Annotated in this window: 10 protein-coding genes; 5 read left to right on the top strand and 5 right to left on the bottom strand. The window is 65.8% G+C overall.

Annotation, left to right across the window (positions count from 1 at the left end; genetic code table 11):
• Positions 1 to 19 precede the first annotated feature (19 nt).
• Positions 20 to 3,400 (top strand): bifunctional lysylphosphatidylglycerol synthetase/lysine--tRNA ligase LysX, encoded by a 3,381-nt coding sequence (gene lysX / locus ACIBW7_RS02180; protein WP_397043211.1) that lies wholly within the window; start codon positions 20 to 22, stop codon positions 3,398 to 3,400.
• Positions 3,401 to 3,514: 114 nt separating this feature from the next.
• Positions 3,515 to 3,742: a hypothetical protein gene (locus ACIBW7_RS02175; RefSeq protein ID WP_397043209.1), complete on the top strand. Its 228-nt coding sequence runs from the start codon at positions 3,515 to 3,517 to the stop codon at positions 3,740 to 3,742.
• 55 nt (positions 3,743 to 3,797) lie between these two features.
• Here ACIBW7_RS02175 and ACIBW7_RS02170 read toward each other — a convergent pair whose 3' ends face one another.
• The gene (locus ACIBW7_RS02170; RefSeq protein WP_397043208.1) at positions 3,798 to 5,312 is read right to left on the bottom strand and encodes an MFS transporter; all 1,515 of its coding nucleotides are present in this window, start codon (positions 5,310 to 5,312) and stop codon (positions 3,798 to 3,800) included.
• A 108-nt stretch (positions 5,313 to 5,420) separates the two neighbouring features.
• On the opposite strand from ACIBW7_RS02170, the gene ACIBW7_RS02165 reads away from it, so the two are divergent.
• On the top strand, positions 5,421 to 6,128 hold the full coding sequence (locus ACIBW7_RS02165) for a winged helix-turn-helix transcriptional regulator (RefSeq protein WP_397043206.1): 708 nt from the start codon (positions 5,421 to 5,423) through the stop codon (positions 6,126 to 6,128).
• Positions 6,129 to 6,140: 12 nt separating this feature from the next.
• Here the strand turns inward: ACIBW7_RS02165 and ACIBW7_RS02160 are convergent, their stop codons facing one another.
• Positions 6,141 to 6,719, bottom strand: coding sequence for a Uma2 family endonuclease (locus ACIBW7_RS02160; protein ID WP_397043204.1), 579 nt, complete (start codon positions 6,717 to 6,719; stop codon positions 6,141 to 6,143).
• A gap of 78 nt (positions 6,720 to 6,797) precedes the next feature.
• Between ACIBW7_RS02160 and ACIBW7_RS02155 the strand changes: the two genes are divergently transcribed.
• Both ACIBW7_RS02155 and ACIBW7_RS02150 read left to right on the top strand, forming a co-directional pair.
• Positions 6,798 to 7,415 (top strand): histidine phosphatase family protein, encoded by a 618-nt coding sequence (locus ACIBW7_RS02155; protein WP_397043202.1) that lies wholly within the window; start codon positions 6,798 to 6,800, stop codon positions 7,413 to 7,415.
• A gap of 132 nt (positions 7,416 to 7,547) precedes the next feature.
• Complete coding sequence (locus ACIBW7_RS02150; RefSeq protein ID WP_397043200.1) at positions 7,548 to 7,895, top strand: hypothetical protein; 348 nt, start codon at positions 7,548 to 7,550, stop codon at positions 7,893 to 7,895.
• Positions 7,896 to 7,970: 75 nt separating this feature from the next.
• Here the strand turns inward: ACIBW7_RS02150 and ACIBW7_RS02145 are convergent, their stop codons facing one another.
• The 3 genes from ACIBW7_RS02145 to gltB all read right to left on the bottom strand — a co-directional run bounded on the left by ACIBW7_RS02145 (position 7,971) and on the right by gltB (position 15,349).
• A complete protein-coding gene (locus tag ACIBW7_RS02145) occupies positions 7,971 to 8,870 on the bottom strand; it encodes a cutinase family protein (protein WP_397043198.1) in 900 nt (299 codons plus the stop codon).
• Between the two features lie 364 nt (positions 8,871 to 9,234).
• Positions 9,235 to 10,704 carry a glutamate synthase subunit beta gene (locus ACIBW7_RS02140; protein WP_397043196.1) on the bottom strand — a complete coding sequence of 490 codons (1,470 nt, stop codon included), beginning with the start codon at positions 10,702 to 10,704 and terminating at the stop codon, positions 9,235 to 9,237.
• A complete protein-coding gene (gltB, locus tag ACIBW7_RS02135) occupies positions 10,697 to 15,349 on the bottom strand; it encodes a glutamate synthase large subunit (protein ID WP_397043194.1) in 4,653 nt (1,550 codons plus the stop codon). Before gltB ends, ACIBW7_RS02140 begins: the two co-directional genes overlap by 8 nt.
• Positions 15,350 to 15,653 lie beyond the last annotated feature (304 nt).

The following is a 15,653-nucleotide window of genomic DNA, read 5'->3' as shown; positions in this document are numbered from 1 at the left end:
CACCGTACACACTGGTGCTGTGACAACCACGCACGCCGGGCAACACATCGACACCGAAGCACCCTCGGAAAGATCGGCACCACCGGTTCCGCATCGCGGACACGGACGGTTGCGCGAGGTCCCGCACATCGCGGGTCTGCTCCTGGGAGTGTTCGCCGTGCTGTGCTTCCTGTGGAGCCTCTCGCCCGGACTGCGCTATCTGACGCACGTGCCGCGTCGCTACATCGACCTGTACTACTTCGACGCACCGGATACCAGCCTGGTGTGGGCGCTGGTGGTCGGCCTGCTCGCCGGGGCGACGGCCAGCCGCAAGCGAATCGCCTGGTGGTTGCTGCTCGGCTATATCGCGCTCTACGCCCTCGCGAATGTGCTCGAATTCGCCGACGAGGGCAATATGCACGCGCTGGTGGCCGCGGTGGTGCAGCTCACCGCGATCGGCGTGCTGCTCGCGTCCTGGCGGGAGTTCTACACCAAGGTGCGCCCGGGGGCGGGCTGGAAGGCGTTGGGCGTACTGGCCGGCGGTCTCGCGGTCGGCTGTCTGCTCGGCTGGGGTCTGGTGGAGTTGCTTCCCGGTTCGCTGCCCCGGGGCGTGCAGCGACCGCTGTGGTCGGTCTATCGGGTGACCGCCGCTGTCTTGGTCGACAACGAACACTTCGACGGCCATCCGCGCCCGTTCGTCAACTTCCTGCTCGGCCTCTTCGGCGCCATCGCGCTGCTGGCCGCGGTGGTCATCCTGCTGCGCTCGCAACGCGCGGGCAATGCGATGACCGGCACCGACGAATCCGCGATCCGCGGTCTGCTGGAGCGCGCCGATGTCGAGGATTCGCTCGGCTACTTCGCAACTCGGCGCGATAAGGCGGTGGTGTTCGCGCCGAGCGGCAAGGCGGCGCTGACCTATCGCGTCGAATTGGGCGTCTGCCTCGCCAGTGGCGATCCGATCGGCATTCGCGAGGCCTGGCCGCAGGCGATCGATGCGTGGCTGCAGTTGGCCGACGAATTCGGTTGGGCGCCAGCGGTCATGGGCGCGAGCGAACTCGGTGCGACGGCATACCGGCGGGCCGGACTTTCGGCGCTGCGCCTCGGTGACGAGGCAATTCTCGACACCAGGACCTTCTCGCTCGCGGGCCCGGAGATGAAGCAGGTCCGCCAGGCGGCGAATCGGTTGCGCAAGCACGGGATCACCGTGCGGATCCGCCGCCATCGCGATATTCCGGCCGAGGAATTCCGGCAGGTGATCGCCCGTGCCGATGCCTGGCGCGATACCGAAACCGAGCGCGGCTTCTCCATGGCGCTCGGCCGCCTCGGCGATCGGCTGGACGGCGACTGCCTGCTGGTCGAGGCGGTCAAGTCCGCCCGCCAGCCCACCACCACCCTCAACGGACAGCCTGCGGCGGGCTCATCCGAACCCGAGGTGCGGGTGCTCGGCATGCTGTCGCTGGTGCCGTGGGGACGCACCGGTGCGTCACTCGAACTGATGCGTCGAGATCCACACGGCCCCAACGGTGTCATGGAGCTGATGATCTCCCAGCTCGCGCTGACCTCCGAACAGCATGGCATCACCAAGGTTTCGCTGAACTTCGCGGTATTCCGCTCCGTCTTCGAAGAGGGCGGCCGCATCGGCGCCGGACCCGTGCTGCGGCTGTGGCGCGGTGTGCTGCTGTTCTTTTCGCGCTGGTGGCAGTTGGAGGCGCTGTACCGGTCGAACGTGAAGTATCAGCCGTACTGGGTGCCCCGGTTCTTCCTGTTCGAGGAGCGCAGGCAACTACCTCGGGTGGCCATCGCCAGTGCGCTCGCCGAGGGCTTCCTACCGCGCTTCGGCAAGGAACCCGAGACCATCACCCATACCGGTCTGCACAGTGCGGTACCCGCGGGTGTCAACGGACTGCACGCCGACGGCAGTCCGCCGGATCTGCCGGACAACGTCGGTGTGGAACAGCTTCCGCGCCGCCCGGAGCAGGTGCGGGTGCGCATGGACAAACTCGACCGGCTCGCGTCCGCCGGAGTCGACGCCTATCCGGTCGCCTATCCCCCGACGCATACCGTCGCGGCAGCCCGTCGTTCACCGCGCGGCACCACCGTGCGGGTCTGTGGCCGACTGCTGCGCATCCGCGACTACGGCGGTGTGATCTTCGCGGTGGTTCGGGACTGGACCGACGATATCCAGCTGGTCATCGACCGCGATCGAGTCGGTGCCGAACGCAGTGCCGAATTCGGCGAATTCTTCGACCTCGGGGACCTCATCGAGGTCAGCGGCCAGATCGGGCACAGTCGGCGCGGCGAACTCTCGCTGCTGGCCGCGGACTGGCGGATGATCGGCAAATGCCTGCATCCGCTGCCGGACAAGTGGAAGGGCCTGGCCGATCCCGAGGCCAGGGTGCGTCAGCGCTACGTCGATATGGCGATCAATCCCGAGGTCCGCGAGGTGCTGAGCAAGCGGACCGCGGTGGTGCGCGCGCTGCGGGATTCGTTGAACGCCTGGGGGTATCTCGAGGTGGAGACCCCGATCCTGCAGAAGGTACACGGCGGGGCCAATGCGACACCGTTCCTCACCCATATCAATGCCTACGATCTGGATCTGTATCTGCGGATCGCGCCCGAGCTGTATCTCAAGCGGCTGTGCGTCGGCGGTATGGAGAAGGTCTTCGAAATCGGGCGCAACTTCCGCAACGAGGGTGTGGACTTCAGCCACAATCCGGAGTTCACCAGCCTGGAAGCCTATGAGGCACATGCCGATTACGAGCGGATGATGCAGCTGGCCCGCCAGCTCATCCAGAACGCCGCACAGGCCGCCAATGGTTCGATGGTGGCGCTGCGACCCAAACCGGACGGCTCCTTCGAAGAGGTGGATATCTCCGGGGAGTGGGCAGTGAAGACCGTGCACGGCGCGGTGTCGGAGGCACTCGGCACCAAGATCACCCCGCAGACCACACTCGACGAGCTGCGCGAACTCTGCGATAAGGCGGAGGTGCCCTGTCAGCACGGCTGGGATGCCGGGCAGGTCGTGCAGGAAATGTATGAGCACCTGGTCGAATCCCATACGGAGAAGCCGACTTTCTACATCGACTTCCCCACCTCGGTCTCCCCGCTGACCCGCGCGCACCGCAGCATTCCCGGCGTGACCGAGCGCTGGGATCTGGTCGCCTGGGGCGTCGAATTGGGTACGGCCTACAGCGAACTCACCGATCCGATCGAGCAGCGCCGCAGGCTCACCGAACAGTCGATGCTCGCGGCCAACGGCGATCCGGAAGCGATGGAGCTGGACGAGGACTTTCTGCAGGCGCTCGAGCATGCGATGCCGCCGACCGGCGGATTGGGCATGGGCGTGGACCGCATCGTCATGTTGATCACCGGCCGCAGCATCCGCGAGACACTGCCCTTCCCATTGGTGAAGCCGCGCTGAGGATCTCACTATGAAATATTGCACCCCGGGGAAGTTCCCTATCCGGTAATCGCCCGGTAGCCTTGATGATTCGGCCCCGGGAGGAGGCCGGTACCTTCGACACTGGGGATGCTTATGTATCTTGACCTGCTGACCAATACCGCTCTGCTGGACCCGCAGGTGTGGGCGAGCGCGGACACTTGGACCAACTCCGACACCGTCACGTCGGCAATGGAATTCGCGGCCAAGAAAAAGAAGAAGAGCAGCAGCGGCCTGATCATCGGCGGCATCTGCTGCCTGGTCGTCGTCGCCCTGATCGTCGGCGGCATCTACCTGCTGACCCAGCGCAAGAAGCAGCAGTAAATCCTCGAAAACGGCCCGGCTCGCATCGCGAACCGGGCCGTTTCGGTATTTCGGACTAGATGGCGGTGCGTTCGGAGGCCACCTCGGCCTCGAGCAACAGTTCGCCATCGAGTTCGTCGTGCGGCTGCGCCGGCACCGACTTCAGCACCACCACCGCCGCGACCAGCGCGGCGACCACCAATGCGACGCCGATCCAGAACGCCAGGTGGAACCCGTTGGTGAGCGCAACATTTGCCGCGACACCGTCCTTCAGCAGATGTTCGGTCTTGCTCGCCGACAGTGTGGCCAGCACCGCCAGACCGAGCGCGCCACCGACCTGCATGGTGGTGTTGGCCAGACCGGAGGCCAGACCGGCCTCCTGCGGCTCGACTCCCGACATCGCCAGATTCATCAGCGACGGGAAGGCCAGACCCGCACCGGTACCGAACAGCACCATCGGACCGAAGATGTCGATCCAGTAGTTGCCGTCCACCGGCGCCTGGGTCAGCCAGAGCAGCGCGACGAGGATCAGCAGCAGACCGGGAATCAGCACCTTGCGGGCGCCGAAGCGCATCACCAGATGTTCGGAGTAGCGCACCGACAGCAGACCCATGATCGCCGCGACCGGGAAGAAGGCCGTGCCGAGCTGGATCGGCGAATAACCGAGCACCTGCTTCAGGTACAGCGAGCCCATGAAGAACATGCCGAACATGCCCGCCACCGTCAGCACCTGGATCACATTGGCGCCGGACAGATTCCGCGAGCGGAAGATCTTCAGCGGCATCAGCGGGGTGGCCGCCGTTGCCTCCCGCGCGATGAATCCGCCGAGCAGCACCAGCGCGGCCGCGCCGAGCCCGAGCGTGGCCGGATCGGTCCAGCCGTATTCCGCCGCCGGCTTGACGATCGTGTAGACGCCGAGCATCAGCGCCGCCGTGATCAGCACGGCGCCGGGCACATCCGCGCCGTTCTTCAGTCCGGCGCCCTTGTCCTTGTCCAGAATCTTCAGCGCGCCGAGGCCGACCGCAATGCCGATCGGCAGGTTGACCAGGAAGATCAGCCGCCAGTCCAGGGCGGTCAGGAAACCGCCGAGCAGCAGGCCGATCGCACCACCGGCCGACGCGACGAAGGCGTAGCGACCGATCGCCTTGGCCTGCTCGCGCGGATCCGGGAACATCGCGAAGATCATGCCGAGGATGACCGCCGAGGTCATGGCGCCGCCGATGCCCTGCAGGAAGCGGGCCGCGATGAGGGTCACCTCATTGACGGCCGCACCACACAGCGCCGAGGCCAGGGTGAAGACCACCAGACCGGACAGGAACATGGTGCGGCGACCGATGAGGTCACCGAGTCGGCCGGCCAGCATGAGCAGGCCGCCGAAGGAGATCAGATATCCGTTCACCACCCAGGCCAGACCCGATGCGGTGAAGCCCAGGTCGGTCTGGATATCCGCGAGCGCGACATTCACGATCGTCGCATCGAGCACGATCATCAGCATGCCGCCGCACAACACATAGAGGGCGAGCCAGCGTTTGCCGTCCGAACCGGCCGGGGCGTCCCCCACCTGTCTATGTCGTTCTTTTGCTTCCGTCACCACAGACGCCTTCCACCCGAAGATCGTTACTGTGGCACGCTAGCAATGGTTAGTCCTAAAAGACAACTAATTAATTCAGTTGAAGAATCGACTGATATGCTGTAGCTCATGACTGTTGCCCCGGAGCAGCGCGCCAAGCGCAGCTACCACGACGCCTGCGGTGCCGCCCGCGCGCTCGACCTCGTCGGCGAGCGCTGGACCCTGCTCGTGGTGCGCGAACTACTCCTGGGCCCCAAGCGCTTCACCGATCTGCGCGCCGGACTGCCCGGCATCAGTCCCAATGTGCTCTCGCAGCGGCTCGAGGAACTCGTCCAGATCGGCGTCGCGCACAAGCGCAAACTGCCGCCGCCGGTCGGCGCCGCGGTCTACGACCTCACCGATTGGGGTCGCGAACTCGATGACGTGATCGTCGCGCTGAATCGCTGGGGCGCCCGCACCCCCAACAGCTACAGCTGCTCCGATATGTCGACCGATTCGCTGGTGGTCACCCTGCGCACCTTCTTCCGGCCCGAGCGGGCAGCGGGTGTGCACGCCGACTACGACCTGTACTTCACCGGATCCGATTCCGGCACCGACGAATTCCACGCCGTGGTGTCCGACGGCGCCATCGCCATCAGCCGCGGCGCCTCCGGCACCGGCGCCACCGCCATTCACACCACCGTCGCGGCCTTCATCGCCGTCGCCATCCACGGGCGACCGCTGGCAGACAGCTTGGCATCGGGCGAGACCGAGATCAGTGGGCCGCCTGCTGCCGTCGAACAATTCGTCAGCTTCTTCGAGCCGCCCCCGGAGTGCACCGCGAATCCCCCGAAGTAAGCGGCGGCGAATCTACATCCGATCGATTTCGGCCAGATCGATGTCGATCTCGAACGGAACACTCAAACGCAGGCGCTCGTGATGGATCCCCGTGAGCGCGTATGCCTTTGTGGCGGGATCGAGTTCGTAGACATAGACCACCGGACGCCCGTCGACATTCTCGACACGCCAGTAGTGGGTGATGCCCGCCCGGGCATACAGCTGGGGCTTGCGTTCGCGATCACGAGTGCGAGATTCCGCCGACACAACCTCGACGGCGAGTACGACATCATCGGCCTGGTAGGTCGTCAGCTCCGGACCACCGTCACGGTCGGCATGTACTGCGATGATGTCAGGTTCTGGTCGCTGGTCACGCCCCAGCGTCACTGTCATCTCCCGACGAATCCGCAGATGTGCGGGAGCCAAGGGGTGCAGAGTGAAAGCGAGCAAGTTGATGACCTGCATGTGAAACTTCGCCTGCGGGCTCACGAAGACAAGACTCCCGTCGATCAACTCGGTATGCGGGGGCAGGTCGGGCAGGCGATCCAGATCTTCGGCGACGAACCCACCCGGCGGCGGGCGCAGCCACTGCGGAAACGGTTCGACGGTCATGGCTTCGAGTATGGCACCCATGCGTCGCTTACTCCCCCTAGTGCGAATGAACGGCCATCGTACGGCAGAGTGGGCGGGGTGCAGTTGATATTCGTTCGTCATGCTCAGCCGTTGCGGGTGCAAGCCTCCGGTGGACCAGCCGATCCCGGATTGGCGCCGGTCGGCCTAGAGCAGGCCGAACGGGTGCCTGCGGCATTGAGTCAGCATCGGATCAGCCGGATCGTGAGCAGTCCGCAGCTACGGGCGCGGGAGACGGCCGAGCCGACCGCTGCGAAGCTCGGGCTTGCGGTGGATGTGATCGACGATCTGGCCGAATACGATCGCGACCTGCCCTCCTACATTCCGATCGAGGATGCCAAGGTCGAATTCGCGGCCGTCTACGACCGGATCAAGTCCGGGCATCTGCCCGAACAAATCGACGCGGCAGCCTTCGGCACCCGGGTGCGCGATGCCATCACCTCGATCGCCGCGCACACCGATCCGGCCGATACGGTGCTCGTCTTCGCGCACGGCGGGGTGATCAATGTATTACTGCAGGAGGTGCTCGGCCTGGCCCGGCCACTGACCTTCCCGATCGACTACTGCTCGATCACCCGGATCCTGTTCTCCCGCAGCGGCCGCCGCACCGCGGCGACCATCAATGAGAACGGCCACGTGTGGGATCTGTTGCCGCGCAATATTTCACAGCAACCTTGATGGTTGTTCCCAGACTCGGTCATTCACAGTCGACTGCCAGAATGATCGCACCTCAATCCCAGTGACGGAGCCTTGTATTGGACCCGTGAGCCGCCGCACCAGCGACTCACCGTCCGAGGAAAGGAATCCGTTTTGCTCCCCAAGACATCGACGTCCGTCAAGCGCGGCTTCGCTCGTGTGGCGATCGCAGCCGCGCTGGCCGCGGTCCCGCTCAGCGCGCTCGCGGTCACCGCATCCGCGGCTACGGCCGATTCGTCCGTGCCGACGGCCCAGACGGTATCGGACCAGATTCCGTTGCAAGGCACCGAAATCGACCGCCACCACCATGGTGACTGGGACGGACAGCGCGGCGACCATGGCGATCGCGGCCCCGGTGATTGGCACAATGGCCCCGGGGGGGATTGGCACAATGGCCCGGGACAGCCACCGAACCTGCTGCCGCAGGCACCGTTCCTGCCGCCGACCGGCTCGGCTGGCTGACCAGTCGTAAAAGCGCAGGCCACCCCCTCCATTCGGACGGGGTGGCCTGCGCTTTTACGTGGGACGACCTCGGAATCAGGCCATGCCCGCGATCCAGTTGTGCATCCAGGAGATGGCGGTCTGCCCGCCGCCCACCGGGTAGCTGCCGTAGAGCGTATGCGCGTGCGAGTTGTAGAACCGCTCCAGATCCTTCGCCCGCTGCTGGTTGGCGGATTCGGTGAGCTGCGACTGCAGCGTCGGGATGCCGCCGAAGTTCATCAGATCGTTCATGATGGCGCCCGCCTCGAGCTGGTAGCGCCAGAGGTTGGCCGGATTCGCCTCGGAGGTCTGCGCGAGGAAGCCGGCGAACCGGGTCACGAAATCGTCGGTGGCGGTGGCGCAGTAGAGATCGTCGAGCGCGCAGATGGTGCGAGTGCGATCGCTGAGCCAGCCGAAGCCGCCGACCCGAGCGCCACCGGCGCCCGCGCCCGGCGCGACCGGTCCGACCTGGATGTCGGTGGGCGAACGGCGCGGATCGGAGATCAGGCCGACACCCGCGATCCGGTCCGCCGGAATCGGGCTCAGGCCGGTGCCGATTTCGGCGGCGAGGTCACCGGCCGCATCCGCACCCTGGCTGTAGCCGACGATCGCGATCTTGGTGCCGCCACAGCTCTGCGCCATCGCGGTGGCCAGGCCACGGGCGCGATCGGTCGCTTCCTTCTTGGACGCGCCGTAGACATCGCCTTCCCACGGGAAGGCGGTCGCGGCATACGTCACATAATCGACGTCCACCGACCTGCCCAGGCCATTGGTTACGCCGGACAGCATGCCGGGCTGCGGCGTCTTGTCCTTTCCGGTCTCCCAAGTACCGGGAATCGCAACCACATAGAGGCTCGGGCAGCCCGGATCGGCCGTTACCGAACCGCTACCAAGGACTACGCCGGATGCTACAGCCGCGCACGCACCGAGTGCGGCGGCCACCTTCTTCAACCGCATACCGCTCCAGTTCAAAACATCGCCCCTTGCGAGAGCTAGCTCCGACAGTCTTTTGCCAACCGTGCTGACCTCGGCGAATGTCGGTCCGGTGCATATCGGTTCACCCACCGGTATGACACACACGTCGCAACCCACATCCCAAGATCACACACCACGCCGCAGATCACAATAAGGCAACGCCTCGAGCTGCGCCATTCGAACTCGTTACGGTGTCCGATTCCCGTCAGCACACACACCGAAAACGGCTCCGCTCAGCGACCTTCCGCGTGTCTCGCCGAGATCGCACACGTACGCAGGGCAAACAAAATAAGGGCGCCTGTGGATCGAGATCCACAGGCGCCCTTTCCGCTCCGGTAAGAGAGGTCTAGCGTTGCGCGACTGCCGTCGGCGGGATCGGCGCGGGCAGCGCGGTCTCGCCCTCGAGGAACTTGTCGACCGCAGACGCGGCGGCGCGGCCCTCGGCGATGGCCCAGACGATCAGCGACTGGCCGCGGCCCATATCACCGGCGACGAAGACGCCGGGGATATTGGTCGACCAGTTCTTATCGCGCTGGACATTGCCGCGCTGGTCGTAGCCGACGCCGAGACCTTCGAGCAGGCCCGGCTTCTCGGGTCCGGTGAAGCCCATGGCGAGCAGCACCAGATCGGCCTCGAGGGTGAAGTCGGTGCCCTCGACCTTCTCGAAGCGGCCGTTGACCATCTTGACCTCGTGCGCCTCCAGCGCGCTGACCTTGCCGTCCGCGCCGACGAAACGCTCGGTGTTCACCGAGAACACGCGTTCGCCGCCCTCCTCGTGCGCCGAGGAGACCCGGTACATGAGCGGGTAGGTCGGCCACGGAGTGGAGGAGGCGCGCTCCTCCGGCGGCCGCGGCATGATCTCGAACTGGTGGATGCTGGCCGCGCCCTGACGGTGCGAGGTGCCCAGGCAGTCCGCGCCGGTGTCACCGCCACCGATGATGACGACCTTCTTGTCCTTCGCGTGGATCGGCGGCAGGCCGTTCTCGTCGGTGACATCGTCGCCGTGCTGCACCCGGTTGGCCCACGGCAGGAATTCCATCGCCTGGTGAATGCCGTCCAGATCCCGGCCCGGGATCGGCAGATCACGCGCCAGGGTGGCGCCACCGGCCAGCACGATCGCGTCGAACCGCTCGCGCAGCTGCGCGGCGGTGATGTCGACGCCGACGTTCACCCCGGTCTTGAAGATGGTGCCCTCGGCCTCCATCTGCGCGAGCCGGCGGTCGATGAAGCGCTTCTCCATCTTGAATTCCGGAATGCCGTAGCGCAGCAGGCCACCGATGCGGTCGGCGCGCTCGAAGACAGTCACGGTGTGACCGGCCCTGGTCAGCTGCTGTGCGGCGGCCAGACCGGCGGGACCGGAACCGACCACGGCGACCCTCTTGCCGGTGAGACGGGTCGGGTAGACCGGGCTCACCCAGCCCTCGTCGAAGGCGTTCTCGATGAGCTCGACCTCGACCTGCTTGATCGTCACCGGATCCTGGTTGATGCCGAGGACACAGGACGCCTCGCACGGCGCCGGGCACAGCCGCCCGGTGAACTCCGGGAAGTTGTTGGTCGCGTGCAGCCGGTCGATGCCCTCACGCCACTGGCCCTTGTGAACCAGGTCGTTCCACTCCGGGATGAGGTTGCCCAGCGGACAGCCGTTGTGGCAGAACGGAATACCGCAGTCCATACACCGGCTGGCCTGGGTCTGCAGGGTCTGGTGCGAGAAACCCTCCTCGTAGACCTCTTTCCAGTCCATCAGGCGCAGCGGAACCGGGCGACGCGTCGGCAGTTCCCGTTTGGTGTGCTTCAGAAATCCTTGCGGGTCAGCCACGTGCCGCCTCCATAATCGCCTCGTCGACATCCGTGCCGTTCTTCTCGGCCTCGGAAATCGCGAGCAAAACCTTCTTGTATTCGCGCGGCATAACCTTCACGAAGTGGTTCACCTGCTGGGACCAGTCACTCAGAATGCGTTCGGCGACAGCCGAACCCGTCTGATCGCGGTGCTGGGTGACGATGTCGCGCAGCCAGGTGAAGTCGTCACCGGCGAGCTGCTCGACCGCGTCGGCCTGCTCGGGGTTGAGCTTTGCCTCGAAGGTGCCGTTCGGGTCGTAGACGAAGGCGACACCGCCGGACATGCCGGCGCCGAAGTTGCGGCCGGTCTCACCGAGGATGACCACCCGGCCACCGGTCATGTACTCGCAGCCGTGGTCACCGACGCCCTCGACCACCGCGGTGGCACCCGAGTTGCGTACGGCGAACCGCTCGCCGACGACACCGTTGATGAAGGCCTGACCGTTGGTGGCGCCGAACAGGATCACGTTGCCCGCGATGATGTTCTGCTCCGCGACGAAGTCGGCCGGTGCGTTCAGCGACGGACGCACGATCAGGTGGCCGCCGGAAAGACCCTTGCCCACATAGTCGTTCGCATCACCCTGCACCCGCAGCGTGATGCCCGCGGGCACGAACGCGCCGAAGCTGTTGCCCGCGGAACCGGTGAAGGTGATGTCGATGGTGTCGTCGGGCAGGCCCGCGCCACCGTAGAGCTTGGTCACCTCGTGGCCGAGCATGGTGCCGACGGTGCGGTTCACGTTCGTGATCTTGGTTTCGAACTTCACCGCCTGGCCGCGCTCGAGCGCATCGGCGCTCTGCGCGATCAGCTGCACGTCCAGCGCCCGGTCCAGGCCGTGGTCCTGGGCCTTGGTGCAGTACCGGTCCTGGCGCATGAATGCCGTCTCGACATCGTCGAGGATCGGCGACAGATCCAGCTTGCTGGCCTTCCAGTGCGCCTTGGCCTGGGAGGTGTCGAGCATATCGACCCGGCCGATGGCCTCGTCCAGGGTGCGGAAGCCCAACTCCGCCAGCAGTTCCCGGACCTCTTCGGCGATGAACAGCATGAAGTTCTCGACGAATTCCGGCTTGCCGGTGAAGCGTTCGCGCAGCACCGGGTTCTGCGTCGCGACACCGACGGGGCAGGTGTCGAGGTGGCAGACCCGCATCATGATGCAGCCCGAGACGACCAGAGGCGCGGTGGCGAAACCGAATTCCTCGGCGCCGAGCAGTGCGGCGATCATCACGTCGCGGCCGGTCTTCATCTGACCGTCGACCTGCACGACGATGCGGTCGCGAAGTCCGTTGAGCAGCAACGTCTGCTGGGTTTCGGCCAGGCCGAGCTCCCAGGGACCGCCCGCATGCTTGAGCGAGGTCAGCGGCGAGGCGCCGGTACCACCGTCGTGGCCCGAGATCAGCACCACGTCCGCGTGCGCCTTCGACACACCGGCCGCAACCGTGCCGACGCCGGGCTCCGCAACAAGTTTCACGTGAATCCGCGCCTGCGGGTTCGCGTTCTTCAGGTCGTGGATCAGCTGCGCCAGATCCTCGATCGAGTAGATGTCGTGGTGCGGCGGCGGCGAGATCAGGCCGACGCCCGGCGTCGAATGCCGCACCTCGGCGACCCACGGGTACACCTTGTGCGCGGGCAGCTGACCGCCCTCACCGGGCTTGGCGCCCTGGGCCATCTTGATCTGGATATCGGTGCAGTTGGTCAGGTAGTGCGCGGTGACACCGAAACGACCCGAGGCGACCTGCTTGATCGCCGAACGCCGCCAGTCACCGTTCTCCTCGACCTCGAAGCGGGCCGGATGTTCGCCGCCCTCACCGGAATTCGAGCGACCACCGAGGCGGTTCATCGCGATCGCGAGGGTCTCGTGCGCCTCGGAGGAAATGGAGCCGTAGCTCATCGCGCCGGTGGAGAACCGCTTGACGATGGCGCTGGCCGGTTCGACCTCGTCGATCGAAATCGGCTTGCGCTCACCGGTCTTGAACTTGAACAGACCGCGCAGCGAGGCCAGCCGCTCGGACTGATCGTCGACCAGCTTGGTGTACTCCTTGAAGATCGAGTACTGACCGCTGCGGGTGGCGTGCTGCAGCTTGAAGACGGTGTCCGGGTTGAACAGGTGGTACTCACCCTCACGCCGCCACTGATATTCACCGCCCACCTCGAGCTCGCGGTGCGCGCGCTCGTTGCGGTTCTCCAGGAACGCCACGGTGTGCCGGGCTGCCACATCGGCGGCGATCTCGTCGAGGCCGATGCCGTCCAGATGCGAACGCAGGCCGGTGAAGTACTCGTCCACCAGTTCCTGCGACAGGCCGATCACCTGGAACAGCTGCGCGCCGGTGTAGGAGGCGATGGTGGAGATGCCCATCTTGGACATCACCTTCAGCACGCCCTTGCTCGCGGCCTTGTTGTAGTTCGCGACCGCCTTGCGGTAGTCGGCGGGCAGATCGCCGGTGCTTCCGGGCAGCTCGAGCCCGCCGCGCTCGAGCAGATCCTCGATGGTCTCGAAGGCCATGTACGGGTTGATCGCGGCCGCGCCGAAGCCGACCAACATGGCCATGTGGTGCACCTCGCGGGCGTCACCGGCCTCGACGACCACGCCGACCATGGTGCGGGTCCGCTCGCGCACCAGATGGTGGTGCACCGACGCGGTCAGCAGCAGCGACGGAATCGGCGCCAGCTTCTCATTGGACTCGCGATCGGACAGCACGATGATCCGCGCACCGCCCTCGATGGCCGCCGAGACCTGGGTGTTGATGGCCTCCAGCGCCTTGCGCAGGCCCTTGCCACCCTTCTTGACCGGGTACAGACCGTGCACGACCACCGAGCGCAGCTCCGGATGCGAGCCGTCGTCGTTGATGTGGATGAGCTTGGCCAGCTCGTCGTTGTCCAGAATCGGCTGCGGGATGGTGATCTGGTGGCAGGACTCCGGTCCCGGATGCAGCAGATCGGCCTCCGGGCCGAGGGCCCGGCGCAGGCTGGTCACCACTTCTTCGCGGATCGCGTCCAGTGGCGGGTTGGTCACCTGCGCGAACAGCTGGGAGAAGTAGTCGAAGAGCAGCCGGGGGCGCGAGGACAGCACCGCGATCGGAGTGTCGGTGCCCATCGAGCCGAGCGCCTCACCGCCGGTCTTGGCCATCGGCGAGATCAGCAGGTTCAGCTCTTCATTGGTGTACCCGAAGATCTGCTGGCGGATCAGCACGCGATCGTGTGACATGTGCACATGCGGGCGGTCGGGCAGATCGGCCAGCTTGGTCACGCCGGCGTCGAGCCATTCCTGGTACGGGTGCTCGGCGGCCAGCTGGCTCTTGAGCTCCTCGTCGCCGACGATGCGGCCCTGTGAGGTGTCGACCAGGAACATGCGACCCGGCTGCAGCCGGACCTTCTGAACCACCTTGGCCGGATCGATATCGAGGACACCGACCTCGGAGGCCATGACGACCAGACCGTCATCGGTGACCCAGATGCGGCTGGGACGCAGACCATTGCGGTCGAGGACGGCGCCGACCACGGTGCCGTCGGAGAAGCACACCGATGCCGGGCCGTCCCACGGCTCCATCAGCATCGAGTGGTAGCGGTAGAACGCCCGCCGCTGCGGGTCCATGTTCTCGTTGCGTTCCCAGGCCTCGGGAATCATCATCAGCACCGCGTGGGGCAAGCTGCGGCCGCCGAGGTGCAGCAGTTCCAGCACCTCGTCGAAGCGCGCGGTATCGCTCGCCCCCGGCGTACAGACGGGGAAGATCTTCTGCAGGCGGTTGTTGCCGGCCTCATCGATGCCGAAGACATCCGAGCGCAGCAGCGCCTCGCGCGCGCGCATCCAGTTCTCGTTACCGGTGACGGTGTTGATCTCACCGTTGTGCGCGACCCGGCGGAACGGATGCGCCAGCGGCCACGACGGGAAGGTGTTGGTGGAGAACCGGGAGTGCACGATGCCGAGGGCGGACTCCATCCGGCCGTCCTGCAGGTCCAGGTAGAACGCGCGCAGCTGCGGGGTGGTGAACATGCCCTTGTAGACGAAGGTCTGACCGGACAGGCTCGGGAAGTACACCGACTCCTTGCCGACCGCGCCCTCGCCCGCACCGGCCTTGCCCAGTTCGTGCTCGACGCGCTTGCGCACCACGTAGGCCCGGCGCTCCAGATCCATGCCCGACAGCTGCTCGGCCGAACCCTTCGGCGAGCCGATGAAAATCTGGCGGAAGGTCGGCATGGCGTCGCGGGCCAGCGCACCCAGGGTGGACTCGTCGGTGGGCACCTCGCGCCAACCGAGCACCGCGAGGCCCTCGGATTCGACGATGCGCTCCAGTCCGTAGGCGGCCTTGGTCGCCTCGCGGCGGGCCTGCGGCAGGAAGGCGATACCGGTGGCGTAGGAGCCCTCCGGCGGCAACTCGAAATCGACCACGGCACGGAAGAACCGGTCCGGAATCTGGATCAGGATGCCGGCGCCGTCACCACTATTGGGTTCGGCACCTGCGGCACCGCGGTGCTCCAGGTTCAACAGAGCCGTAATAGCCTTGTCGACGATGTCACGGCTGCGGCGGCCGTGCATGTCGACGACGAATGCGACACCGCAGGCGTCGTGCTCGTTCGCCGGGTCATAGAGCCCGATGGGTCCGGGGGACCTGTGGCCAGGAAGTTGCGTCATGCCTCTGCCTTCAAGAAAGTCGGCCTCGATGAATCGGCCTATGGGAAAGGGGCCTTTCGTCGATTGCCTCCGTCAAGACTGCGCCTGTACGTTGCGAAACCAGCCGCGCTGATGGTCTTCTTCGTGCAGTCACGTCTCCAGTTGTCCACCCGCTGCGATGACGTAGGGGTGCTCGTCGGTAACGGAACGCTTACGTGTTCCTTACCTCCGCACGGGTGCGCGCCCGCTACGCTTGGGCACCGGATTTCCGAGCCCGAGCGGGCGCTAGTGCCGAACATTCTGTGTTCGGCGTAAGAGCAAACGA

Origin of the sequence: Nocardia sp. NPDC049526, assembly GCF_044465765.1 — a bacterium.
Classification (GTDB): Bacteria; Actinomycetota; Actinomycetes; order Mycobacteriales; family Mycobacteriaceae; genus Nocardia.
This window is presented reverse-complemented; position numbering and strand designations above follow the sequence as displayed.

Coding starts and splice junctions, on each gene's coding strand:
- gltB (WP_397043194.1), bottom strand. CDS start 15,349: ATGACGCAACTTCCTGGCCACAGGTCCCCCGGACCCATCGGGCTCTAT.
- ACIBW7_RS02165 (WP_397043206.1), top strand. CDS start 5,421: ATGACTGTTGCCCCGGAGCAGCGCGCCAAGCGCAGCTACCACGACGCC.
- ACIBW7_RS02160 (WP_397043204.1), bottom strand. CDS start 6,719: ATGACCGTCGAACCGTTTCCGCAGTGGCTGCGCCCGCCGCCGGGTGGG.
- ACIBW7_RS02175 (WP_397043209.1), top strand. CDS start 3,515: ATGTATCTTGACCTGCTGACCAATACCGCTCTGCTGGACCCGCAGGTG.
- ACIBW7_RS02145 (WP_397043198.1), bottom strand. CDS start 8,870: ATGCGGTTGAAGAAGGTGGCCGCCGCACTCGGTGCGTGCGCGGCTGTA.